Origin of the sequence: Streptomyces sp. NPDC005302, from assembly GCF_040607345.1 — a bacterium.
In the GTDB taxonomy this organism is placed as follows: domain Bacteria; phylum Actinomycetota; class Actinomycetes; order Streptomycetales; family Streptomycetaceae; genus Streptomyces.
Map to the genome: position 1 here is coordinate 175,577 of NZ_JBEXGN010000015.1, position 26,304 is coordinate 201,880.

The 26,304-nt window shown below is 69.9% G+C and carries 10 protein-coding genes; 8 read left to right on the top strand and 2 right to left on the bottom strand.

Annotated elements, in window-relative coordinates:
* The first annotated feature begins 21 nt into the window (after positions 1-21).
* From ABZT74_RS22820 to ABZT74_RS22840, 5 genes are all read left to right on the top strand, one after another.
* Positions 22-417, top strand: coding sequence for a hypothetical protein (locus ABZT74_RS22820; RefSeq protein ID WP_356437596.1), 396 nt, complete (start codon positions 22-24; stop codon positions 415-417).
* Positions 414-4,121, top strand: a complete 3,708-nt coding sequence (locus ABZT74_RS22825) for an AAA domain-containing protein (protein WP_356437599.1) — start codon at positions 414-416, stop codon at positions 4,119-4,121. The genes ABZT74_RS22820 and ABZT74_RS22825 overlap by 4 nt, the downstream gene beginning before the upstream one ends.
* A gap of 226 nt (positions 4,122-4,347) precedes the next feature.
* Positions 4,348-5,184, top strand: a complete 837-nt coding sequence (locus tag ABZT74_RS22830; protein ID WP_356437602.1) for a vWA domain-containing protein — start codon at positions 4,348-4,350, stop codon at positions 5,182-5,184.
* A gap of 113 nt (positions 5,185-5,297) precedes the next feature.
* Entirely contained in the window at positions 5,298-6,029 is a 732-nt protein-coding gene (locus tag ABZT74_RS22835; RefSeq protein WP_356437604.1) for a hypothetical protein, read from the top strand.
* 2 nt (positions 6,030-6,031) lie between these two features.
* Positions 6,032-8,215, top strand: coding sequence for a hypothetical protein (locus ABZT74_RS22840; protein WP_356437606.1), 2,184 nt, complete (start codon positions 6,032-6,034; stop codon positions 8,213-8,215).
* Positions 8,216-8,720: 505 nt separating this feature from the next.
* Here the strand turns inward: ABZT74_RS22840 and ABZT74_RS22845 are convergent.
* Positions 8,721-12,311 (bottom strand): S8 family serine peptidase, encoded by a 3,591-nt coding sequence (locus ABZT74_RS22845; RefSeq protein ID WP_356437609.1) that lies wholly within the window; start codon positions 12,309-12,311, stop codon positions 8,721-8,723.
* Positions 12,312-12,849: 538 nt separating this feature from the next.
* Here ABZT74_RS22845 and ABZT74_RS22850 point away from each other — a divergent pair.
* Positions 12,850-16,578, top strand: coding sequence for a S8 family serine peptidase (locus ABZT74_RS22850; protein WP_356437611.1), 3,729 nt, complete (start codon positions 12,850-12,852; stop codon positions 16,576-16,578).
* A gap of 150 nt (positions 16,579-16,728) precedes the next feature.
* On the opposite strand, the gene ABZT74_RS22855 is transcribed toward ABZT74_RS22850, so the two are convergent.
* The gene (locus ABZT74_RS22855) at positions 16,729-21,009 is read right to left on the bottom strand and encodes a S8 family serine peptidase (protein WP_356437613.1); all 4,281 of its coding nucleotides are present in this window, start codon (positions 21,007-21,009) and stop codon (positions 16,729-16,731) included.
* Between the two features lie 261 nt (positions 21,010-21,270).
* Here ABZT74_RS22855 and ABZT74_RS22860 point away from each other — a divergent pair, with 261 nt between their 5' ends.
* Complete coding sequence (locus ABZT74_RS22860) at positions 21,271-25,017, top strand: S8 family serine peptidase (RefSeq protein ID WP_356437616.1); 3,747 nt, start codon at positions 21,271-21,273, stop codon at positions 25,015-25,017.
* A gap of 146 nt (positions 25,018-25,163) precedes the next feature.
* Positions 25,164-26,162, top strand: coding sequence for a helix-turn-helix domain-containing protein (locus ABZT74_RS22865; protein ID WP_356437619.1), 999 nt, complete (start codon positions 25,164-25,166; stop codon positions 26,160-26,162).
* The last annotated feature ends 142 nt before the right edge of the window (positions 26,163-26,304 follow it).

A 26,304-nucleotide genomic window follows, 5' to 3' on the forward strand; every position in this document is an offset into this window, starting at 1 on the left:
GTTGACGGTTTGAGGGGGAGCATGTCCGACGAGATCGAGCCCGCGCGGATCCAGGTGTTCGGCGCGGACCCGCGGCAAGCGGAGCTCGAAGCGAGAGAGCTCCGCGAGGTTCTGCACCGGCTGGACGGCACTCGAGTGCGCTTCGCCGTGCCGGACACGCAGGGCGGCACGGCGGGCGCGAAGGGGACGGAACTGCTGACCCCGGAAGTTGTACTCGTCCTCACCACGGGCTCTCTCGCCCTGGCGAGGACCGCCATCAAGGCCTGGGTCGAGGTGCGAAAGAGCCGCAAGGTACGTGTCGTACATGCCGACGGAACAGTGACGGAGTTCCAGGGCGGTGTCTCCGGGCGCGAAGTGCGGGAATTGCGAGACGGCCGCGACAACGGTTCGGGCACCGGCCCGGGGGATGAGCGATGAGTCGTAAGCACGCCTTACTCCTGGGCACCGCCGCATATGACGATGAGCGATTCGCGGACCTGCCGTCCGTGCGTGCGGACGTGCACTACCTGAGCCAGGTGCTCGAGATGCCCGCGGTCGGCGGCTACGAGAAGTGCGTGCGGCTGGAGGACTCGTCGAAGGCGGCGATCAAACAGGCCATCGAGCAGTTCCTCAACGACCGGGAGCCGGACGAACTGGTCGTGCTCTACCTCAGCGGCCACGGGGCGTACGACCGGGAGGACGGTCAGCTCTACTACGTCACCACGGACACCGGGGCGGACCGGATCCAGCAGACAGCACTCGAAGCCTCATACGTGACAGACCAGTTGGAGAAGTGTGCGGCCCGGCGCAAGATCCTGCTGCTCGACTGTTGCTTCAGTGGCAGTGCGGTGCAGGGCTTTCGCAGCAAGGGCGCCGCGCAAGTGGGCACAGCACCCGCGGTGGAGGCCAGCGGCGTATATGTCATCACCGCGTCGCAGCACTGGGAACAGGCCTTCACGACCGACGCCGATCAACCCTCGCAGTTCACCAGAGCCATGGTCGAAGGCCTGCACTCAGGGCAAGCAGACTTGGACGGTGACGGACAGGTCTCGGCGAACGACCTCTTCCGGCATATCAGCCGTGCCCTGGGGAAGGCACCGGACGGACGCAAGCAGACTCCGACACAGTCCAGCCTGCAGGTGACCGGCGACATCTACCTCGCCCATGCCTCCACCGGCCGGCAGATTCCCGCCCTCAGACCGCTGCCGGCCGGCCTCAGCCCAGTCACGGACAGAGACGGTGTGGTGAGACCGGCACCCGTCAAGAGCGCCGTGGAGGCTCACAACGACTCGGCCTTCACCACTGCCGACTGGAAACGACTACTGGCGTACTACCAGCAGTGTCTGGAGACGGAGAACTCCAGCGACGGGCTTCTGCCACTCGTGGGCAGCGATCCGCCGCGTGTCGTCTGGCCCTCCGGCGAGGAAGTCCTGCTCTCCGGCACGGAATCCTCGGTTCAGGCGCCGGATCGTGTCGCGGATCTCGCCGAGCGTGCCCGCAAGGACGGTGCCGACCTCTGGTACGGATACCCCGTGGCTGTCCTCTACGACGGCAAACGGCAGGTGTGCGCGCCGCTCACCATGCGTCAGATCGAGGTGGAACGCGATGCTTCCGGGCAGCGCAGCACGGTGACGCCCACCGGACCCATCGTCCTCCACCCCAAGCTCGTCCTCGATCGGTTGGGCAAGGACGAAGGCATGCAGCTCCTCGCCGCATACCAGCCCAACTGGCGACCCGGATTCCGGGAGGACATGGTCCGTGATTTACGCAGCCTGCTTCAAGAGCTCGGCCTGCCCGACACCGAGCACCTCGACCCCGGTGCGCTCGGCGACGGAAGTTCGCTGTACGCAGCCCACGAAGGTGCCCGCAATACCGCAATCGTCTTCGCCACACGGTCGGATGCGGCGACCACCGCACAACTGGTCAAGGACTACGCCACGCTGGGCAGCAGCGTCGGTCAGTTCGTCGACACCGCGCTCGGCGCATTTACGGGCACTCCGGACCAGGGGGCTGACGAAGTCGCCGAAGCCGAAGTGCAGGTCGTAGCCCCACTGGAACTGAATGAGGGGCAAGAAGCGGTCATCCGCGCCGCCATGGTGCGCAGACTCACCGTCGCCACCGGACCGCCGGGCACCGGGAAGAGCCAGCTCATCGTCAACGCGATTGCCACGGCCCGGGCTGCCGGTCAGACCGTCCTCGTCGCCTCGACGAACAACAAGGCTGTCGACGAGGTCTGGCAGCGGTGCGAAGCCCTCGCACCCGGACTCCTTGTCCGCACCGGAAATCAGGCAGCAGTCGAGGCAGAGCTGCGGACCCTGGAAGGGCTGGCCCGCAGCACCAAGCTGCGTCAGTCGTCGCAAATACAGCGCGGCGAACTGCGGAACCGGCTCGGGGATCAAGGAGCAGCGCGTCGCCGACTCGCGGAGGCCGCCGCCATCGAGCGAGAACTCGCCAGCCTCGGCAAACTACGCTCCTCCCACGCAGTGCGGCAGCAAGTCACGCCGCAGGCCCTTGCTGCGGCTCTGGGGGATGATGCATCCCTGGGACGCTGGCTGCGCCGAGCCCGCATATCACTCCGTCTGGGGATCTTCGGCGGCTGGCTGCGACGCAGGTGCCTGAGCAGGCTTGCGCCGCTGCCCGTGCCGATCGGAGGTCGGAAGGAGTTCGCCGGCCTGGTTCGCTTCGCGGAGACCGAAGTTGTCTGGCGAAGGGAGGGCGCCGAAGCTGACGCGGCACTGGACGACGCCGGTCTCCTGGCAGCCCTTCACGACGCCGACCGTCGGGTCAGGGAAACATCGGTGGAACTGCTGCGAGCGTTGGTTGCGGAGCAGGCAGTCACGGTACGCGCAGCCATCCATGACCGGGTCGAAGCCGTGAAGTCACGGTCATCACGGCAGTGGTCGGCGCTTGACCGCATCCTGCCGCAGGTGTCGGGCTGGGCCGTCACGGCGAGGTCCGCACGGCGTTTCCGAGACCGGGCAGGTCTTTTCGATCTGGTCGTCGTCGACGAGGCCAGTCAGTGTTCGACACTGGACGTTCTGCCGCTGCTCTTCCGCGCACGCCGGGCCCTGGTGATCGGCGATCCGATGCAGTTGCAGCACATCACCACTCTCCAGCCACGCCAGGAAGCCGACGCGCACCGCGCGGCGGGACTGCGGGCGAGTTGGCTGGACGAGCACAGGCTCAACCATCGCCGATACTCCTCATTCCATGCGTCCGCTCGTGCAACAGGACAACCCTTGTTGCTGGACGAACACTTCCGCTGTCATCCGGACATCGTCGGTGTCTCCAATCGGCACTGCTACGGCGGACGCCTGACCGTTCTCACTGAACCCAGTTCGCTGCGACGCCTCGACGGAGTCGACGCGGTCCAATGGCTCGACGTGACAGGTACGGCGCGTAGGGGCAGCAACGGATCATGGATCAACGAGGAGGAGGCGCAGCGCGTCCACCTCTCGGTCGAGCGTCTACTGAAGCGGCTGCCCGATGGCTCGACGGTGGGAGTTGTCACTCCATTCCGGGCGCAGAAGGAACTCATAGCCAAGCGCTGGGAACACGAAACGCGCGTGCGGGTCGGAACGGTGCACACCTTCCAGGGAGGGCAGCAGGACGTGATCCTGCTGTCTCTCGTCGCCGGCGAGAGGATGCGTCCCAGCGCGATCAACTGGCTGTGCCGAGAGGTCAACCTGTGGAACGTGGCCATCACACGTGCCCGTTCGCATCTCATCGTCTTCGGGGACAGGGACTTCTGGGCGGCGCGTACAGGGATGCCGAGTGTGCTGCTGGATGCGGCCGAGGCCAAAGCTGCGCAGGATGGGTCCGACGTGAATCCCGAACCGCAGCACGAGCTGCTTGGCGACCTGCTGCAACGCCTTCTGACGGACGAGATCTCCGGAGTTCTGCTCGACCGCGACCTTACAGTCGACGGATATCCGTACGACTTCGAGGTCCGCCGGGGTGCCAATGTGGCTCGGGTCCGGCTGGACCACGGTGCCTCACCCGATATCGAGAGCGGTCGTCACCTGAGACTCGCTCTCAGCCACGCGGCCCTGCTGCCGAACGGCGCGCGGCTCCCCGCCTGGCACGTCTGGGCCGGTCGAACAGAGCGGGTGACGAGGTGTCTCGACAGTCGACCGGAATGAAGTACGGGCACGTTGAGATTCCTGTGTCGCGGTACGACGAGGCGTGACCGAAATGCGGATCGGGCGAGGGCAGTTTGAGTCTGACCGCCCAAACACCAAGGTCCGCGCACTACGCTGCAGTTGGGGGGATCTCGGTGGCTCGGCGTACGCGCCGGTGACCGGCGCGCCAGCATGCCACATGAGCTCCTCCCGCGACCGACTTCTTCACCGCCCGCCAGGAGCCCACGTGCCGTACACGGCAGAGATCAGCCGGAGTAATCCGACCAGCATCATCTTCCTCGTCGATCAGTCGACTTCGATGAGTGACCCGATCGGCGGCGAGGTCCCCCAGCAGAAGGCTGACGTCGTCGCCGACGCCATCAACCGGCTCCTCACCGAACTCTCGGTCAAGTGTGCCAAGGAAGAAGGCGTACGCGACTACTTCCATGTCGCGGTCGTCGGATACGGCGCCACTGTCGGCTCGGCGTTCGCCGGCTCGCTCGGCGGCCGGGACATTGTGCCGCTGAGCGAGGTGGCGGACAATCCGGCCCGGGTGGACGAGCGAAGCAAGAAGGTGCCCGACGGCGCCGGAGGTCTGGTCGAAACCGTCGTCAACTTCCCACTCTGGATGGATCCCGTGGCCCGCGGGGGAACCCCGATGAATCGCGCTCTTCAGTACGCGGAGAGCCTCGTCGCCGGCTGGACCGAGCGCTACCCGGCCGGCTTCCCGCCCATCGTCATCAACCTGACGGACGGCGAGTCGACCGATGGCGATCCCACTGCGGCCGCCGAGGCCATCACCTCGCACGCCACGGCCGACGGAGCGGCACTGCTGTTCAATCTGCACGTGTCTGCAGCGGGGGGAACTCCCACCGCGTTCCCGGACACTGCCGACGGTCTCCCCGACAGCTACGCCCGGACACTGTTCGCCATGTCGAGCCCGCTGCCCAGTCACATGCGTTCGTACGCCGCCTCGCAGGGGCAGCGGGTCAGCGAGACCACCCGAGGCTTCGTGTACAACGCGGACATCACCACGGTCGTACAGTTCCTCGACATCGGCACCCGAGCGACCGAACTGCGGTGACGACCTCCACCTCATGCGTGTACGTCACGCACCTTGTGGCTCCCAAGCAGGGAAGTACGGAGGCGGAATGCGAAGACGCCGTTGCAGTGCTTCCCAGTAGCCCACACGACTGCATGCTGCTGGAGCCGCTCACCGTAGGCGTCTGCGACGGGGCGACGGAGAGCGCCCTGGCCAAGGACTGGGCCCGTCTGCTGTCACACGCCGCGGCCGCACACGCCATGGATCGACCGGACCTGCTGGCGGGCGGCGTTCCCTTCGAGGAGTTCGCGTCGTCGGCGGTGGCTCTGTGGGAGCCCTGGCTGGCGGAGTACACGCAGACGCGCGATGAGGAAGGGCGCCCGCTGAAGTGGTACGAGCATTCCAAGGTCGCGGAGGGCGCCTACGCGACTTTGCTGACGGTGCGCGTCGACCCGGACTCAGACTCCCGCCTCGACGCACCTGAGCCGTCTTGGCGTTGGCGCGCCGCAGCCCTGGGGGACAGCTGCCTGTTCCACGTGCGCGACAGCCGACTCGTACAGGCGTTCCCGGTGCTGGCTGTCGAGGAATTCGGCACCACGCCCGATCTCTTCAGCAGTCGAAACCACGACGCAGCACTGTTGGCCCGCCGTACGCGGTTCAGCGACGGACGCTGCCGCCCCGGTGACCGGCTGCTCCTGATGACCGATGCCCTGGCCGCGTGGTTCCTTTCGGCCTCGGACCAGGAAGACGCCGTACGCCAGTTGTTGGAGTTCGCCGGGCCCGATGACCTGGGCGAGTTCAGGATCTGGCTGAGTGGCCTGCGGGAAAGCCGACAACTGCGCAACGACGATGTGGCGTTCGTACGGATCGATTTCGAGGGGCGGTGACCGTGGGCCCGGCCATCGGTCCGCAGCGACAATTTCCCAGCGGTGCCGACTATGCGGAGGCGCTGCAGCACACGCAGTTGTGCTTCCAGCATCCCGAACTCAAAGGTGCACGGCCGGAACTGACGAAGCTGGGGCTGCCCCGCGCCATCTCCGGGGCCTTCGCGAGTGTCTTCTCGCTGACGTCGGCCGTCTCAGGTCAGAGGTATGCGATCAAATGCTTCACCCGCCACGTTCCGGACCAAGAAGACCGCTATCAGGCCATCAGCTCCCGACTGGCGCAGCTGAATTCGGCCGAGCTCTCACAATCGTGGAATCTGGGGTTCGAGTACCTCCCCGATGCCATCAGCGTGGGGCGTGATCGCTACCCGGTCCTGAAAATGGAGTGGACCGAAGCCGTCACTCTGTCTTCCTGGCTCGACGACAACCATACTCATACGTTTGCCGTCGACCGTCTGGCCGGCCGGTTCGAGGCACTGACGCGGGATCTGGCGGCCCACGAGATAGCCCACGGTGACCTTCAACACGGCAACTTGCTTGTCGCGAGCGATGACACGTTGCGCCTGGTCGATTACGACGGGATGTATGTCCCGGCGCTGGCCGGAAAGGGTGGCACTGAGCGGGGGCACCGCAACTACCAGTCGCCCATGCGAGGGAATGACGACTTCGGGGCGACGCTGGACCGCTTCTCCGCCTGGGTCATCTTCTTGTCCCTCAAAGCGATTGCCACTGATCCTGCGTTGTGGAATCGGTTGCACGAGCCGAGCGGTGAGTTCCTGCTACTGACCGAGGAGGACTTCAAGAGCCCGGGCGGCTCCACGAGACTGCAGACGCTGCTGGCCCACGCCGACCCCACGGTGAACGGCCTCGCCGACCATGTGCGGTCCTTGGCCTTCCAGCCTTTGGATCTGTTGCCTCCCCTTGCTTTGGCTGTACCCCAACAGCGGACCGCCGCGACGACAGCGACCTCAGCCGGATCGTCCCGTGCCGCGGCAACTGCTCCAGTCGCAGGCGGACTGCCGGGGTGGATGGCGGGGCACGTTTCTCCGCAGGTTGCGTCCACGCCGCCCTCGCCTTCGACCACTTCACTGGACGGCTTCCGCGTCCGGACGCTGCTGGATATCGCCACGGCTGTGCTGTGGCCGCTCATGCTGGCCGCGACTGTCTTGATGATCGTCGCGGGCTTCGCGACACCACCGATCGGCCCGGGGGTGCCAGTCGTCGTTGGCGTTCTGCTCACCGCGTTCGCCTGGAGTCGCCGCACGGAACGGACACAGTCGCGAGCCGCACTCGCCAGGCTGACGGATGAACTGGCTCAGCTCGATGACCCGATCAAGGCGGCCGAGATGCTGCACAAGGATCGGGCGACGTTCGATGCTGCGGAGGTGACGCGGACCGACGCCTTCCCTCGGGCGCAGCAGAAGCTCACAGCGCGCTATCACGCCGCACTCAAGGAGGCCGAGGAGCGCAAGGTCCGCAAGCAGCGCGATATTGCCAAGAGGATCGACGGGCTTGTGGAAGAACTCCGCAGGGCCCAGGCCAAGGCACTCAAGGACAAGCAGTCCGCCTACGTGCGGGATCAACTCGGCCGACGGCTCATTGCCCAGTCCCCGCCGACCGGCATCGGAACGAAACTCACCGCGAGTCTGGCGGCGGCGGGCATCCGGACAGCAGCAGACTTCACCGGCTACCAGTCCGTGCAGAACGCCCAGTACAACAGCACCGGTGCCGTGCTCGTGCTGAGCAGCGGTCGTGTCGTCGACGTGCGCGGCATCGGCGAAGCCAAGGCCGTTGCCCTCGATACCTGGCGCAGACACGTAGTCGCCGCCGCAGAGGCCCGGCAACCGACCGCCCTCAGCACGTCAGAACGACAGTCCATCGAGCAGGGCATCACTCGTCGTCGCGCCCAGCTCACCGCCCAGCGAACGGCTGTGGAGCCTGAGATCGATGCTCTGCGTGTGAAGGCACGTAAGCAGATGGAGGACGAACGGGAACAACTCGCTCGAGAGAACACCGTTGCCGGCGATCAGGCTCGAAGGAAGCGGCAGGAGTTCAGCCGGCGCACGGTCGAACTCCAGCAGAGCAGCGTCCTCCACGGGGCCCTGAGCGACTCCGTCAAGGCGGCAAGACTCCGGCAGCGCGGGCTGTCGTTCGCGCGCTACGTGCGGTTCCTCTACATCGGTCACTGACGTCGCGTCCGGTTGCGGAGATCTGGGGTGCCAAAGGGCGGGATTGGCATTCTGTGCCGGGGCCGAGAACGGCCACCCCCACGATGGGCCGCACGCCCCGGTGAGCGCTGTCAGGAGGGAAGCGGGTCCTCGGGATCTCGAAGAGCGCCATGGTCACGTCGGGCAGCAACGGCGGGTGGATGAGGTGGGCGACGCCGTTGTGGTGGTCCGCGGGCGAACTCACGATCGCCGGAGTGTCGTCGGACATCACGATGTTCGGGGGCAGCGACGTGCCGACCTTCGCGTGTTCACCGTGCTGGATCCCCGACCAGATGTTCTCCAGCCGGCCGGGGAGAGGTGCTCGCCGACGTCTCGGTGTGGAACGCCTCGTCCAACTGGGTCAAGTGCTGCTGAGGCGCGCGGAGTTCGTGCCCGCGCCTCGCCATGAGGACGGTGCCGGTGAGGGACGGCCCGGCCGGTGGGTGCCGGGCGGGCCGTCCTGGGTTTCATGTCAGGGTGTCGTGCCTCAGCTCGCCAGGTCGGGTCGCTGGGTGACCCGGATCGAGTTCACCAGTGACTTGCCGTGGATCGCCGACAGCCGGACGTTGAGCTGACCGTCGGTGACCTTCACCGTGATGGTCTTGTCCAGAGCCGTGAACGTGCCCGCCTCCAGGGCGATGTCGAGGTTGGGGACGAACTCCTTGCCCTCGGCGAGCAGGTCGACGACCCTGGCCCCCGGTTTGACGGTGCTGACCTCGGCGAAGCCCAGCTCGATGCGGTAGACGCCGTCGGGGACGTTGTCGAAGCGGTACTCCTGCGCGCCGGTGCGGGCGGTGCCGTAGAGCTCCTGCTCGTTCGTGCCGGAGATGGTCTTCGTCGTGCTGGGCGTGCCGCCGGTCCCGATGTAGCCGTACGAACCGGCCTTGTACGCCTGGTCGGGACCCCAGGTGTCACCCCGCAGGTCCGTGAGCGAACCGGTGGCGCCGGTGTCGAGCGCCGTCTGGTAGGCCGGGACGACGATCTTCAGCGGGACCTCGATGACGGGGGCCCTGCCGCTCTCCGACGTGATGAGCAGGGTGCCGGTGAGAACCGTGCCCGGGGTCGCGCCCCTGGTGTCGAAGACCAGGCCCACCTTCTGCGTGGCGCCGTTGGGCAGTTTGCCGGAGGCGGACGTGATCGTGACCCAGGAGGCGTCACCCTTTTCCGCCACCGTGTACGGGGTGACGGTGCCCGCGTTGCTCAGGGTCAGTGCGCGCGTGCGGTCCTGCTCCGCGGGTATGACCTCGGTGAAGCCGGCCTTGGAGGTCTTGACCAGGGCGGTCTTCAGGACGGCGTCGGCCACGGCGATGTCCCTGGCCTTCACCTCACGTGCCGCGGTGGCGCCGGCGTAGTGATCCGCGGAGACCGCGATGTCGTAGGCCGACTCCGTGCTGTCGGCCGGGACCTGGACGAGATAGCTGCCGTCGGCCCCTGTGGTGCCGGTGGCCACGGTGGTGCCGCCCTTGCCGATCGTGACGGTGGCGCCTTCCACGGCCTTGCCGTCGTTGTCGTCGGTGACCGTGCCGGCGAGCACCGCGTTCTTGCCGGTGCTGAAGGAGACGCTCAATCCGTTGGTGACGGCCGGTGCGTTGGACGAGTACTGCAGGGCGTCCGTGCCGGTGTGGTTCTCGACACCGATCGTGGCGCTGGAGCCGTTCTCGTAGCTTCCGCTGTCGATGTCCTTGTAGTGGTACGAGACCGTGCCGTCCTCACCGATGGCCGCGGAGAAGCTGATCCGCTGGGCAGGGGCCGAGATGAACTGCAGGTCACGCCACTCGACGACCACCGTGCGGTGCGGCGCCGTGCCGCGAGTCGCCCAGTAGACACCGGAGTTGCCGGAGGTGGTGTCGATCTGCAGGTTGTCCCAGAAGGGGTAGAGCGCACCGTTGGGAACGCTCGTGGACGGCAGGCCGACGTTCGCCGAGGTGACGCTGGAGGTGCCGAACGCGAGCACGCCCTTCACGGTGGCGGTGGCGGCGCGGTACGTCTTCCCGTACAGCGCGACCGGGAACGGCAGATCCAGGGGCGCCGAGCCGGCCGTCGGGCTGGCGATGGCGAGCTTGGTGTCACCGGTCGGGAAGGCGCCCGTACCGACCGTGCAGGTCGTGCCGAAGCCGTCGGCCCGGCTGCCCAGGTCGAAGTTCCTGCTTTCCGGATCGGTGAGCTCCACCCTGACGGTCGTCGCCGTGGCGCAGCGGCTGACCGGGGTGACGACGATGTTGTACGTACCGACCGGCAGGGTCAGGGTGTACGTGCCGTCGGCGGCCGAGACCGTCTTCACCGGGGTGCCCTGGACCACGATGCTCGCGCCGCCCTCGACGCCGCCCTCGGTCTTCACGGTGCCGCTGAGCGTCGCGTCCGGCGCCTTCTCCAGGGTGAAGTCCTTGGTCGCCGTCCCGTTCTCGTCGATGGTGACGGTGGACTCGGCGGGGTGGTAGCCGAACTTGGAGACGGTGAGCCTGTAGTCGCCGACCAGCACCTTGGGCAGGGCGTAGGAACCGTCCGCGCCGGTGGTGAGGGTGGACTTCATCGGCCCGTCCAGCGTCACGGTGGCACCGGCGACACCCGCGTCACCGGAGACGACCTTGCCGGCGAGCGCACCGAGCGCGCCGCGCGGGGTGGCGCTGACCGCGGCGAACGCGTCCAGACGGCCTTCGCCCCAGACGTTGTTGTCGGCCGCGGTGCCACCGCAGCTGGAGTCGGCGGTGTCGATCGCGGTCTCGTCGAGGATCTTCTCCGTCTCCGCGACGTTGCCGCGGAGTGCGGGTGAGGCCGACCACATCAGCGCCACGGTGGCGGCGGTGTGCGGGGAGGCCATCGACGTACCGGACATGACGGCGTAGCCGCCGCCGGGCGCGGCCGAGCGGATGTTGACACCCGGCGCGGCGATGTTCGGCTTGATGGTGCCGGCCTCACCGGTGCCACGCGAGGAGAAGGACGCGATGGCGTTGTCGCTGTCGAAGGCACCCGAGGCGTACGTGTTGGAGTAGGCGCCGGGCGAGCCCGCCGTGTTGCACCCCGCGGTTCCGTTGTTGCCGTTGGAGAAGGCCGGGAAGATGCCCGCGTCCCGCCACGACTGGACGGTGTCCTTGTACCAGGTGTCGATGAGGTCGGCGCCCCACGAGTTGTTGATGACGTCCGGCGCGAGGTCCGGGCGCGGGTTGGCGCCGGAGGCGTCCGTGGGGGCGACCATCCACTGGCCCGCGGCCAGCAGAGCGTCCTGCGAGCAGGAGCTGGTTCCGCAGCCCTTGGCAGCGATCCACTGGGCACCGGGCGCGACACCTATCTGGTTGCCGTCGCCGTCGTCGCCGACCATGGTGCCCGTCGTGTGGGTGCCGTGGCCGTGGTTGTCGCAGGGTGCGGCGCTCGGGCACGTACCGGTGAAATCGACCCAGTTGTACGCGTGGTCGTATGTGCCGTCCACCTTCAGGCCCCGGTACTTGGACGCGAGGGCGGGGTGGTCGAACTGGACGCCGGTGTCGATGCTGCCCACGACGATGCCTTCACCGCGGATGCCCAGGTCGTTCCAGACCTTGGGGGCGTTGATCCGGTCGACGCCCCACTCCACGGAGTCGACCTTCGGCACCTCGTCGGTGCCGGGCAGCGGGTCGGGAACCAGGACCGGGTCGTCGGCCTCGATGGAGGCCACGTCCGAGCGGGCCGCGATCCTCCGGGCGAGCGCCTCGTCACCGGTGATCTTCACCCTGTTCGAGATCCAGAACGACTTGGACTTCGCTCCGGCCTCCTTGGCCAGTGCGATGACGCCGGCCTGGGACTTCTCGGCGAACGCGGTCTTCGTCCGGTAGACGGCGCCGGCCTTGGCCGCCTTGCCCTTGGCCGCACGGGCGGACGTGACGTCCGCTTCCTGCATGAAGTCGACCCAGAAGGTCACCTTCTTGTGGCCGGCGAACTGCTTGAGTACCTTGCCCTCGGATTTCGCCTGGTAGGCGGAGTACGGGGTGGGTTCCGTCTGCGCCTGGGCCGGAAGGGCTCCGGCCATCAGGGGTACCGCGGTGGCGGCGGCGGTGACGAAGGCTGCGGCGGACCGCCGTCGGAGACGCGTGAAACGTCTGGGCACAAGCTCTCCTTGAGAATCGGGGGGTCTCCCCCCACCCGTGAGGGACGACCTGGTGCTACACGCAGCCGCCGCAGTCCTCTGGGGTGTGGGGAGTCGCCGCAGCCGCGTGAGCTCGCGGTGGATCCTGAGGTACGTCGAGCAGGCCACGCAAGACGCCCTGAGAGCCCCCGCGCGCCCTTCCGGCCCTCATCGCCGGCCGTCGCCGGCACGACCGGAGCGGGAGCGCCGCTTGCCCCCGGCGTCTCGCTTCTCCCCGGTCCGCGGCCGTCGATCCCCGGCACGGACACCGGCTCACAACTCCACCACCAGGGCGCTGACTTGGGGGTTCTCGACGCCGGGCGGGTGGTGCGCGGCGAGGACCGGCCGATCCTGGAGCAGTACCGCGAGACGTTGCCGCACCTCGTTCGCCGCAGCGGGGCGACACGTCCCGTGCCCGTCCCGCCGGCGCGGATCGGGCCCACTGGCGGCAAGTGGCCAGGCGACTTGCCGCCACGGTGCAGAGGCCGACGACCGTCCGGCAGGGCGGAAGATCTTCCCCATGACCTCCGAAGCCCAAACTCCCGGTTACGCCGGGCCGACGCGCAGATGGCGCGGCTCGTTGGCCGCGCTCACCTGTGTGGCGGCCATGGCCGGCGGCCTGCTCATACCCCTGCAGGCCGCGGCCCAGCCGGCCACCTCCGGCGAACCCGCCCAGCCGAACGACACCCGCGCCTACGACATCACCCTCATCACCGGTGACGTGGTCCACTACGCGGACGGCCCCGGCACCCGCGACACCATCACCGTCGACCGCGCGGACGGCACCCCGGGCGGCGTCGAGGTGCGGCAGCTCGGTGACGACTACTACGTCATCCCCGACGAGGCCGCCCCGCTGATCACCGCGGGCACGCTCGACCGGCGCCTGTTCGACGTGACGGGCCTGATCGGCATGGGCTACGACGACGCCCACACCGACGGCCTTCCCGTGATCGCCACGTACGACGCGGCGACCCGCTCGCTCCCCGCCACCCCGTCGGGCAGTTCCCTGACACACCGCCTGGACAGCGTCCACGGTGCCGCGCTGACCGTGAAGCGCTCCGGACAGCAGGCCTTCTGGAACGACGTCGTCGCCACTCCGGGCAAGAGCCGCACGCTCTCGGCCGGAGTGAAGAAGCTGTGGCTCGACGCACGGGTCAAGGCCGACCTGAAGGACTCGGTGCCGCAGATCGGCGCACCCGAGGCCTGGGCCAAGGGCTTCGACGGCAAGGGCGTCAAGGTCGCGGTGCTCGACACCGGCATCGACCCCACGCACCCGGACGTCAAGGACCGGATCGTCGCCTCCAAGAGCTTCGTGCCCGGTCAGGCGGTGCTCGACGAGAACGGTCACGGCACCCATGTCGCCTCGACCGTGGCCGGCTCCGGCGCCGCCTCGGGCGGCGACTACAAGGGCGTCGCCCCCGCCGCCGACCTGCTGATCGGCAAGGTCCTCGGCAACGAGGGCTCCGGGCAGGACTCCGGGATCATCGAAGCCATGGAATGGGCCAAGGACCAGGGCGCCTCGGTCGTCTCCATGAGCCTGGGCGACACCACGCCCGACGACGGCACCGACCCGATGGCCCAGGCGGTGAACACGCTGTCGGCCGACGGCGGACCCCTGTTCGTGATCGCCGCGGGCAACGCCTACGACCCCGGGGCCATCTCCACCCCCGGATCCGCCGAGAAGGCTCTGACCGTCGCCGCCGTGGACAAGTCCGACGAGCGGGCGCCCTTCTCCAGCCAGGGTCCGCTGGTCGGGAACTCCGGCCTCAAGCCGGACATTTCCGCCCCCGGTGTGGACATCACCGCCGCCGCCTCGCAGGCGGTCCCCGGCACCACCGGCATGTACCGCACGATGTCCGGCACCTCGATGTCCACCCCGCATGTCGCGGGCGCGGCCGCGATCCTCAAGGAGCGGCACCCGGACTGGACCGGGCAGCAGCTCAAGGACGCGCTCATGAGCACGTCCAAGGAACTGCCGGACTACACCCCGTACGAGATGGGCACCGGCCGCGTGGACGTCGCCGCGGCCGTCGACGCGAAGATCACCGCCACCGGTTCGGTCGCCACGGCCTCGTACGACTGGCCCCACAGCGCCGACGACCCGGTCGCCGAGCGCACCGTGACGTACCGGAACCAGGGCGACCAGCCCGTCACCCTGGACCTGGCCACCGACACCTCGGCCGACGCGTACACGCTCTCGACCGACCAGGTCACCGTTCCGGCCGGCGGCAGCGCCGACGCGGTCCTCTCGCTGGACCCGGCGAAGGTCGCCGTGGGCACCACGTTCTCCGGACAGGTGACCGCCAAGGACCACACCACCGGCACGGTCGTGGCCCACACCGGGTTCGCCCTGGCCAAGGAGCGCGAGCTCTACGACCTCACGGTCAACCTGCGGGGACGGGACGGGAAGCCCGCGTCGGGCACCGTCCACGTGGCACGGCTCGGATCCAGCACCGCCGACGACTACGCGGTGACGGGCACCAAGACCCTGCGCCTGGCGCCGGGCAACTACGTCGTGTGGTCGCTGCTCGACGTCACCGGGGACAACGGGGACACGAAGGCGCAGGCGCTCCTGGTCGACCCGGAGACCAAACTGACAGATGACGCCACGGTCACGCTGGACGCCACGAAGTCCCGGCTGATCAGCGCCAGGACACCGAAGCCGACCGAGGTGCGCGAGACGCGGTACGAGATGGTCCGCACCGCGCAGGACGGCACCGTCATCCGCAATATCGTCACCCTGCCGATCGCGACCGACGAGCTGTGGGTGAGCCCCACCGACAAGGTCACCGAGGGCGGCTTCGAGTTCGTCACCCGCTGGGATCTCCAGGAGCCCCGGTTCACCTACCGCTCGGGCAAGGACTCGCTGCCCACGCTGGCACAGAGCGGCAGCGCGGTCGTCGCCGGCCGGCTCCGGCTGCACACCGCCTACGTCCACACCGGCAGCAGTGCCGACTTCGCGGACGTGGACGTCAAGGGCAAGGCGGTGATCGTGGACCGGAGTGACGCGGTGCCCGCGCTCACCCGGGTCGCCAACGCCGAGGCCGCCGGGGCCAAGGCGCTCCTGGTCCTCAGCGACCGGCCGGGCAGGCTCAACGAGACCTACGCGCTGAGCGGCACAGCCGACATCCCGGTGCTCTCGGTACACCAGTCGCAGGCGGCCGGTCTGCTCGACCGGGACGCTCACGGCCAGGAACTCGTGATCGACGCGGCGGGAGCCCCCAGCTACCTGTACGACCTGGTGTCCCGCTACACCGACCAGGTCCCGAACCGTTCGCTGACCTACGCGCCCGACGCGCGCCGCGACCTGGCCGAGGTCACCAACCGCCTCTACTCGGACCGCGCCACCGTCGGGTACGGCTACCGCTACGACATCCCCACCTACGGTGCCGGCGTCGGCTACAACATGCCCGAGTACTACCCGATGGTCCGCACCGAATGGGTTGACCACCTGGAAGGCGGCTCCTCCTGGTTCGAGGACCACAACATCTCGGACACGCGCGGGACTCTCGGCAACACCGGCGGACTGCTGAACTACACGGCCGGCAAGAGCTACACCACCGGCTGGTTCTCCCCGGTCCAGCACCCCGCCGTCGGCACCGCGTACGCGGGCCCCTACCGTGACAGCAACAACGCCCTGACCCTGGCCGTCACCCCCTACGCGGACGGTGGCGCCCTCGACCGGACCGGCCTGCTGGACAAGAGCACCAGCAAGATGGCTCTGTACCAGGGCGACACCCTGCTCGCGCAGTCCGCAAGCCGCTCGGTGCGCTCGTCGGGCCGGCCCGCACAAGCGCTGCCGTACCGGCTCGTGATGGACTCCGCGCGTAACGCGGACGACTGGCACACCACCGTGAGCAGCCACTCCGAGTGGGGGTTCACCTCCGGCGCGATCGCCTCCGGTACCTCGCGGGAGCCGGTGAAGCTGCTCCAGCCGCACTTCGGCGTGGACACTGACCTCGCGGGCGACGTCGCGTCGGGCCACCGCACCGAACTCACCCTGTCCGCCGCTACACAGCAGTGGCTCGACTCGACCACGTACGCGGACTCCGCGACCCTGTCGGTGTCGTACGACGACGGTGCCACCTACCAGGCCGTTCCGCTGGACCGCGACGGGCGGGGCTCCTGGTCGGCGGAGCTGAAGCTGCCGAAGAAGCCGGGCGGCTTCGTGTCGCTCAAGACCACCGCCAAGGCCGCGAACGGGCTCACTGTCGAGCAGGAGGTGATCCGCGCCTTCGGCCTGAAGTGATCCGCTGAACCCGTCGGCTGCCGGCCCGTATTCACGGACCGGCAGCCGATTCGTTGTGGGCGGACACCCACGGGGCCGCCGGACAGGGGCGCGGCCCGTCCGCCCCGGACCATGAGCCGGGGCGGACGGGCCGCAGAAGGGGAACGTGTGTCAGCCGGGCAGGCCGGCCACGACGACCTTCGTCTTCCCCGCGTCCTTGAAGTCCGTTGCGTAGAAGGCGACTTCGTCACGGTTGTTGATGCCGATGCCCTCGGTCGGGCCCCAGTGCGTGGAGTCGACCATCGCGCCCAGGTCGTACATCCGGCCCTCGGGGTCCCACACCACGGCCGTGGTCGCGTCGGGCGCGGTCTCGGCGGTACCGATGATCCACCCCGCGTCGTTCACCTTGAGCGCCTTGGCGTCGAAGCCGAAGTCGGGCAGCCGGGTCATCGCGGCGCCCTTCCTGATGACGAAGGCGTCGTCGCCGCTGGTGCCGACGACTGTGCCGGAGGCGTTGACCGACCTGGCGGTGCTGTCGGCCATGCCCGGGAGCGTGCCCAGGTCGGTGATCGTGCCGTCGGCGTCCCACCGCACCGCGCGCCGCTTGCCGTCCTTGGAGGAGTGGCCGACGATCACGCCGGCGTCGTTGACGGCGAGAGGTTCGGTCAGGGAGCGATCGGCGGTCAGGTGGGCGAGCTTGCGGTAACCGTCCTTCGCGTTCCACACGAACGGGTCGTTCACCGTCTGGTCGCGGCCCGTCGCCGGGTTCCTGACGAGTCCCGTGGCGTTGCCGATCACGGTCCCCTCGTCGTCGACGGCGAAGCCCCGGGCGTAGGTGTACGCCTCCCAGTCCGGCAGCGGCAGCGTGGTGAGGTCACCGTCCGCGTTCCAGAGGGCGGCGCGTGTCACCTTGTCGACCGTCAACTGGCCGGTGGCGTAGCCCTTCGAGGGGCTCTGGGCCAGTGCGTAACCGGTGCCGGTTCCGGCGTTGCCGAGCAGTGTGACGCCGCTGTCGGGCGCCCAGCGGATCGGCCGGGTGGCGCTGGAGACCTGCTGGGAGCCCACGACCCGTCCGGTGTCGTCCAGTCCGAACCCGAGCGCGGGCCCGAACGACCCGGAGACCTCGGCCTGGGGCTGGGTGACCTTGCCGAGCAGTACGTCCGCACTGCCCAGCGTGGTGCCCTCCTCCGCCACCAGTGAGAAGCGTCCCACCAGTTGACGGCCGGCCGGCGGTGCGGTCTCCGCGACCAGACGGCCGCGGATCCGCGTGGACCGGCCCGGGGCGAGCGCGACGGGCCGCGGATCGTCCACGGTCACCGTGCCGAGCGACTTCGAGAACAGGGTGTCCTGGATGTCGAACGCGGTGCTGCCGGAGGGGATGTCCGTACCGCCGATTTCGATCTGGTAGTAGCCGGGCGCCGGGTCGTCGAGGGCCAGTGACTCGCGGGCTCCTCCGTTGGTGGAGGAGGCGATCAGGGCGCCGGTCGGGCCCAGCAGGTACAGGTCCAGGTCGGCGTTCTTGTCGGAGGCGTTGCCGAGGCTCACCTCCAGGCGGGTCGCGTCCCGCGGCACCGCGATCTGCTTGCCCGTCATCTGCTGGTCCGCCAGGGTCGGACGGGCCTGGGAAAGCGCGCCGACACCTCCGCTCGCGGCGTGCGCCGTCACCGGGGCGAACCGGTTGACGGCCGTGAACGAGCGCTCGACCGGGGCGTGCAGTGCGGCCTCGTCGACCACCGAGGACGCCGGGTCCAGCTGCGCGCCCAGCACGGTGGCGGCCAGCCGGTAGGGGTTCTCCAGGACAGGTGAGGTGCGCCGCGCCTCCACCTCGAACTCCCAGATTCCGGGCATCGGTTGCTTGTAGGTACGCGCGCCGGTGGCGCAGGCCCCGGTGTCCGAGAAGTTCGTGTAGCAGTTGCTGACCGCGCTGTCCTCCACCGGCATGCCCTGCGGGTCGACGGCCAGGAAGCGGGTCTGGCTGCCATCGGCGATGCCGGACAGGTCCACGTCGAGCGCCGAGGCGCCCTCGGGCACCGCGACGAACAGCGACCGGGTCGCGTTGCGGTCGACGCTGCCGCGGGCGGACACGGCGTACGACGGCTTCGCCGGATCGGCGGCGGCCACGACGGTGACCGGCACGAGACGGTCGATGCCGGGTGTGGCCGGGTCGTCCACACGCAGCAGCGCCGAGTGGGCGCCGGTGGACTTCGCCCGGGCCCGGACAGTGATCGTGGTGGCCTTGCCCTCGGTGAGCCGCACCGAGCGCGGCGCGCTGAACGTGCCGTCGTTGCCCAGCCAGGACAGTTCGGCCGTACGGCTGCCGGACCCGGTACGGGTCAGCTCCACCGCGTACGTCCGGGGACGGAGCAGTTCCTGCCCGCCGTCACCCGGTGCGCAGCGGTTGTACACACCAGAGCCCGACTTGGGAGTGGGGAGCAGACCGGCGAGCACTCCGCACACCGGGGCCTTCACGTCGTACGCGGTCGGCTCGGCGTTCTTCGCCAGCAGCTTCCAGGCGGCCGGTACGTCGATGAGACCGGCACCCTGCGCGTAGGCCGGCTGGTCGTCGAGGAACCGGGCCGAGCTGGTCAGGGCGGTGCGCAGCGCGGCCGGCGACACCTTCACGCCGGAGTGCGACGCCGCCGAGAGCAGCAGCGCCACGGCTCCGGTGGCCTGCGGCGAGGACATCGACGTGCCGTTGAACATGCCGTAGCCCGGGGGGAGTTCATAACCGGTGTCGGGAACGCCCTCACCCGGCATCCAGGTCGGTATGGAGGAGACGGCGGCGCCCGGTGCGACGACCTCCGGCTTCATACCGCCGTCCTCGCGCGGACCGCGCGCGGAGAAGGGGAACAACGACTGACGGTCCGTCACCTGGGAGTTGTAATCGGCCCACCAGGTGTCCTTGCTGACGGAGGCGCCCACCGCGAGCACCCGGTCGGCGACGGCCGGGTCGGAGACGGTGTTCATCCCCGGGCCGTCGTTGCCGGCCGACGAGACGATCTGCACGCCGTACTCGTCGATGAGCCGGTTGTAGAGGACCGCGCGCACGTTGTCGCCGTCGTTGAGCGCGGGCAGCCCGCCGATCGAGAGGTTGACCACGTCGACGCCCTTGTCCACGACGGCGTCGATCATGCCTTCGGCCAGCGCGTAGGAGGTGCAGCCCGAGGCGAAGAGGCAGACCCGCTCGGAGACGATGCGTGCGCCGGGCGCGGCACCGTTCATCTTCCCGCCGAACAGCCCGTGCCCCGCGGTGATTCCGGCGACATGGGTGGCGTGCGAACCCGAGACGATGCCGATGTTCACGAAGTCGGCGCTCCTGCCGACGCTGGAGCCGCCGCGCGCGGACAGGTCCACGTCGTCGCGGTACTCGACCGTGAACGGCATCGACTCCGCGACGGCCGTCCCCGGGTCGTCGGTGCCGAAGGTGCCCCAGGTGCCGCTCTTGGCGTACGGCTCGATCACGTCGGCGTCGGTGAACTTCCGGTCGAGGCCGGCGTCGACCCAGACGCGGTGGTCCGACGGGCGGTACAGGACGCCGAACCGGTCCTTGTAGTCGCCGTCGCGGTTGACGTCGCCGCCGAGTTCGCTCCGGTAGGTCGTGTCCTCGTCGAACAGCTGGAACTCGTAGTCGCCGTCGGGCGCGGAGTAGGTGACGCCGGCGTACGTGAAGGTGCCGCCGCTGGCGGTCACCTTCACCTTCATCTCCAGCCACGTCGGGTCGGCGTCGGTGACCGGGTCGGTGGCCGTCACCCAGTCCTGGATCTTCGGCTCGGCCGTCGTGGTCGTCCGCAGAGCCGGGTGGGAGGCGTCGACGCCGGTGTCCAGGATGCCGACCGTGACGCCGCGGCCGTCCCATGCGGGGTGGTCGGCGGCGAAGCCGGCGGCGCCGGTGTCCGCCACGGGCAGGTACGGGTTGTCGGCCGGGGTGCCCTTGCCGGGTGCGACGGGGGCGGTGGAGTCCTTCTTCCCGGCGGCCTTGGCGGCCTTGGTGTCCTCGGCGGTGACCGGCGAGGGGTCGGGGATCCTGTACGTCTCGTTCAGGTCGACGGCACGCACCGAGGAGAGCGCGGCCAGCGCGGTGACCTTCCCGGTGGGAACGGTCGCACGGACGTAGCCGAGCTTGTCGTCGGCCTTGCCGACGTGGCCGCCGAGGTCCGCGATCTTCGCGCGCAGCGCGCTCGTGTCGCCCTTGCCGGTGGCGAGCATGACGGTGACGGTGCTCTTCCTGCCGCTCTCGGCCTTCTGCAGCAGCGTCCGGTCGTGCGCTCCGAGCTTGTCCTTCGAGGAAGCGATCGCCTTTTTGGGGGAGTCGGGTGCGAACGCGCCCAACGGATGCGGTACATCGGCGGCTTGAGCGGGCAGGGCCGACAGGCTCAGCAGGGAGCCGGTCAGGCCGGCCGCCAGGACGGCGGCGGTGAACCGCCTTCTGTGGCGGGTGGTTGCGCGTGGCATGGGTGACCTTTCACGTGACGCGAAAGACCTCCGGGGGATCACCGGGAGGCCGTGGTCACGGGTCTACCTAGCGCGGTGGCGCCCTGCACACGGGATCCGTGGCGGAGTTGTGACAGGCGTCGATCCGCCACGCGCCCGGCGCCGAGGGGGCTGGCGCGTTCGCGCCATGCCACTACCCGCCACCTCCATCGTCCCTGCCCGGCGCCGGAGTTGGCGAGTCTGTCACCCACCGGATCCATCCCCTCCTCCTGGAGTGCACCTGTGAGACGCAGCAGACCGTGGCGCCGAACCGCCTCCGGAATCGCGGCAGTCGCCCTGCTGGGCATCGGCATCCCGGCGGCGAGCGCCGACGACGCCGCGGACGCTGCCGTTCCCGCCGCCGACCGCGCGGACGCCGGGCGGCCCGTCACCGTCACCCTGATCACCGGCGACGTGGTCGACGCACGTGTCGACGCCGAAGGCCGGGTCCTGTCGGCGGCCCCACGCGCCGCCGACGGAACCGACCACCCCGCCGCCGTCTGGCAGGACGGCACGCACACCTACGTCTTCCCGCAGGGCACGGAGAAGCTGGTCGACGCCGGCACGGTCGACGCCGAACTGTTCGACATAGGCAAGTTGGTCGCCGACGGATACGACGACGCGCACACCGACGCCGTCCCGGTCGTCGTCGCGTACGAGGGCGGGCGCGCCCCCCGCAGTACCGCTCCCGGCACCAGGACCACCGCGAGCCTCGACTCGATCGGCGGCGCGGGTCTGGCCGTCGGCAAGGCATCCGCCGCCGACGCCTGGAAGGACCTCGCCCCACAGGACGGACGGACCAAGGCCACCGGCGGCATACGCAAGATCTGGCTGGACGCCAAGGTGCACGGCACGGCCGCCCCGGTCCTCGGCACCCCGACCGTCCCGCTCACCGGCGCCACCACCGCGCACCGCGCCGGGCTCGACGGCGCCGGGGTCAAGGTCGCCGTGCTCGACACCGGCGTCGACGCCGACCACCCCGACCTCGCAGGACGTATCAGCGCCACCAAGGTGTTCGTCAACGGCCAGGACGCCGTGGACCGCACCGGCCACGGCACGCACACCGCCTCGACGATCGCCGGCACCGGAGCCGAGTCCGACGGCCGGTACGCCGGCATGGCACCCAAGGCCGACCTCCTCATCGGCAAGGTGCTGGGCGACGACGGCTCCGGCTCCCTCAGCGGCATCGTCGACGGCATGGAGTGGGCCGTCGCCCAGGGCGCCGGGGTCGTCTCCATGTCCCTGGGCTCGGACGGCGCCACCAGCTGCACGGGTCCGGACGTCGAGGCCGTCGAACGGCTCGGCGGCAAGGCCCTGTTCGTCATCGCCGCGGGCAACGCCTCGCTGCACGGTACGGTCTCCACCCCGGGCTGCGCCCCGAGCGCGCTGACGGTCGGCGCCGTGGACCGCAAGAACGAGACGGCGTACTTCTCCAGCCGCGGCCCGTCCGTGGACGGCCTGAGCGCCAAGCCCGACATCGCCTCCCAGGGCGTCGACGTCGTCGCCGCGAAGGCCGGCGGCCGCGGTGACCAGGCCTACCAGTCGATGTCCGGTACCTCGATGGCCACCCCGCACGTCGCGGGCGGTGCCGCGCTGATCCTCCAGCAGCACCCGGGTCTCACCCCGGCGCAGCTCAAGGGGCTGCTGACCTCTTCAGCGGCGCGCACCGACGCGCCCGTCCTCGACCAGGGCTCGGGTCCGCTCGACGTGGCCCGCGCGGTCACCCAGCCGGTGCTCGCCGACCCCGCCCCGCTGCTGGGCGACTTCGCGTACCCGCAGGCCGGACTCGACCCCGTCGAGAAGCCGGTCACCCTGACGAACATCACGGACAAGCCCGTCACCCTCGTCCTGACCGCGCAGGACGTGCGCGGAGACGACGGCTCCCGGCTGTCCGGATTCGCGGCACCGGCGAAGCACATCGTCACCGTCCCCGCGAACGGCACCGCCGACGTCCCGGTCCGGATCAACCCGTCGGCCAAGCTCGACGCCGGTGACTACGGCACGGTCACCGGGCGCCTCGTCGGCATCGGCGCCCACGGCACGCGTGTCACCGTCCCGTTCGGTGTGCACATGGAGGTGCCGTCCGCCGACCTCACGGTCAAGGGCCTCGACCGGCACGGCGACCCGGCGGACCCCCTGTCGACGTTCCAGCTGTTCGACGACCACCGGGACACCGCGAAGCGCTACACCATCGGCTACCCGGACGCGGGCAGCACCACGGTCCGGGTGCCGCTCGGCACGTACGCGCTCGGCGGTGTGATCATGACGCGTGACGTGGCGGGCAACGTCGGCAGCGTCGAGTCCGTCTCCCAGCTGTACGACACCGAGGTGAAGGTCACCGGCGACGCCGTCGTCACCCTCGACGCACGGGTCGCCCAGCCGGTCAGTTGGGACACCGACCGGCCCAGCCAGCCGGCGGGATTCGCGCTCGGTACGACCTTCGGGCTCGACGAGACCAGGAACCTGAAGGCGGGCTACGTCACGGCCGTACCGTCCTACGCGAAGGGCGTGTACGCGCAGCGGGTCTCCGGCGACGACCGGCTCACCTTCCTCGCGTCGGCCCGGCAGGTCGCCCCGCTCGCCGAACTGAGCACCTCCGACGGCCGGGTCCTCGACTCGCTGCCGCTGCAGAAGGGCACCGAGTTCGACGGGAAGGGCTCCGCCGACGTCGTCCCCATCGGCAAGGGAACCGACGAGAACTTCGCCGCCCACGACCTGACGGGCAAGATCGCCCTGGTCGACGCGGGCACCGGCGGCGGCAACGGGTACGGGTGGTCCCTGGCCGCGGCCAAGGCCGGCGCCGTCGGCGTACTCTCCGCGGTCCCCGACACCGAGGGCCGTTTCCAGTTCAGCGGTGCCGAGGGTGTGCCGCAGGCCTCCATCACCTGGGCCGACTCGCTGGCGCTCAAGGCGCTGGCCGAGCAGGGCAGGTCCACCGTGAGCTGGTCCGGCACCGCCACCGCGAAGAGCCCGTACGTCTACAACCTCGCCTACGTCGGTCGCGGCGAGATCCGTCCGGGCACGCAGCGGGTCCACGACTCCGCCCTCGCGGTCCGGGACGCCCGCTACCACGTGCAGAACCCGGACGACACGACGTACTGGTCGGACGTCCAGGTGGGGCTGCCCGGCGTGAGTTCGGTCTGGGCCGGCGGCACCACGCTGCCCCTGCACGCACCGCAGTCCCGCACCGAGTTCTTCACGCCGACCGGCGCGGAGGGGCTGGTCTGGACGACGCTGATGCGCCGGGACTTCAGCCCCTACAGCGGCACCGCCTACGACGGTCCGCACGCGGTCGAGAAGGGCCGCGAGACGGCCAACTGGTACAAGTCGCCCTACGGTCCGGTCCGCAACACCTTCGACCGGCCGCTGATGACCCGTACCAGCAACCGGCTCAGCTATGTCGCCGCACCCTTCGGCGACGCGGGCGGGCACGACTCGACCATCGGCCAGCGGGACTTCACCACGCGTGAGCTCCTCGTGAACGGCCGGCCGGCGGCATCCACTTCGGGAATGGTCACGCTGCCGCAGGAGAAGGCCGAGGTCACCTTCCGCCAGACCTGGCGGCGGACCCTGTCGGCCACCGACCGCACCGGTCTGGCGTACGCCACGGAATGGGCGTTCTCCTCGGGCGCCGCGGACCAGGGCGCCCAGCGCCTGCTCGTCCCGGTGGTCGACGTGCCCAGCGACCTGCGCAACACGCGGCCGGCCGGCGCGACGACCACGATCGGGATCGGCGCAGTCGTCGACGGTACCGACGGGCCCGTCGCCCTGGCCGATGCGACACTGGAGTACGCGTACGGCGACCAGAGCGCCGCCGAGGCGGTCACCGACTGGCACACGGCCCGGCTGGTGCGCACGCACGGCACCTGGCAGGCGACGCTCCCTGCGGACGCGCCCGCGGGCAGCTTCGTGCACGTGAGGGTCTCGCTCGCCGACGGTCACGGGGCGCGGGTCACCCAGACCGTGGTCCGCGCGTACGAGGTGCGCTGAGCCCGGCTCCCATGGCTCCCGAGCGGAGGCCGCGTTCCCTGAACGCGGCCTCCGCAGGGTCGACGGAGCCCGCCGTGGGCCGCTCAGCCACACTTGCCCGAGCGCCGCGGTGTTCGTGGGAGCAGAGGAGAGGGAGACGAGAGGCCATGCTGCGATCCATCGGTCTGCCGCAGGACGAGGAGCGGGTGTACCGGGTGCTGGTACGGCTGGGCAGCGCGACGGACCGCGACGTGGCCCGGCATCTGGGCCTCGACGTCCGGGAGGCCGGCAGCCTGCTCGAGCGTCTCGACGACGCCGGCATGGTGTCCCGTGATGTCGGACGGGCGGGCGCCTATGTGGTGGCGCCCCCGCAGTTGGCCTTCGGACCCGCCCTCGCCGCGAGCCGTCACGCCCTGGAGCAGGCGGAGTCCGCGGTGGCCGCGCTCGGTGAGGAGTACCGCAGAGGCGCGGCCGCACAGGAACGGGCGGGACTGCTGGAGGTGGTGACCGGGGCCGAGGCGATCAGGCACCGGTTCGAGCAGATGCAGTACGGCGCCAAGCGTGAGCTGCACACCTTCGTCACGACCGAGCCGACGGTGATTCGCGAGGACGAGCACGAGGCGGAGGAGCACGCCACCGGCCGGGGGGTCAGATACCAGGTGATCCTGGAACAGGCCGCGCTCGACCGGCCGTCGACGACGGCCGCGCTCTCCGCGGCGCTGGGGCGCACCCAGCTCGTGCGGGTCGTCGAGCGGGTGCCGTGCAAGCTGGTCGTGGCCGACCGGTCCACGGCCTTGATGCCGCTGCTGCCCCGGGACGCCGGGCCGGCCGGCGCTGAGCCGACGTCCGTGGTGGTGCGGGCGCAGGGCATGGTCGAGGCGCTGCTCACGCTGTTCGAAGCGGTCTGGAACTCGGCCCGTCCGCTGTTGCTCTCGGCATCCGGCGAAGTGGAGGCGGAACCGCAGACCGAGGGCCCGGACGAGACCGACCTCCTCCTGCTGTCCCTGATGCTCACCGGGCTGACCGACCGTGCGGTGGCCGTCCGCCTGGGGCTGGGGCTGCGTACGGTCCAGCGCCGGCTGCAGCGGCTGATGGAGGTCGCGGAGGTCTCCACCCGCATGCAGCTCGGCTGGCACGCCTTCGAACGGGGATGGGTGCGCCGCTGACCCCGCCGGCCCGGCGAGACGTCGGCCGCCGGGTGTACGTGTGGGGGGCCCCCCCCGCCCCCCCCGGGGGGGCCCCCCACCCGCGGCGGGGGCGCGGGGGCCGGGGGGGCGGGGCGGGGCGCCGGGGGGGCCGGGGAAGACA

Coding starts and splice junctions, on each gene's coding strand:
- ABZT74_RS22825 (WP_356437599.1), top strand. CDS start 414: ATGAGTCGTAAGCACGCCTTACTCCTGGGCACCGCCGCATATGACGAT.
- ABZT74_RS22835 (WP_356437604.1), top strand. CDS start 5,298: ATGCTGCTGGAGCCGCTCACCGTAGGCGTCTGCGACGGGGCGACGGAG.
- ABZT74_RS22850 (WP_356437611.1), top strand. CDS start 12,850: ATGACCTCCGAAGCCCAAACTCCCGGTTACGCCGGGCCGACGCGCAGA.
- ABZT74_RS22820 (WP_356437596.1), top strand. CDS start 22: ATGTCCGACGAGATCGAGCCCGCGCGGATCCAGGTGTTCGGCGCGGAC.
- ABZT74_RS22865 (WP_356437619.1), top strand. CDS start 25,164: ATGCTGCGATCCATCGGTCTGCCGCAGGACGAGGAGCGGGTGTACCGG.
- ABZT74_RS22855 (WP_356437613.1), bottom strand. CDS start 21,009: ATGCCACGCGCAACCACCCGCCACAGAAGGCGGTTCACCGCCGCCGTC.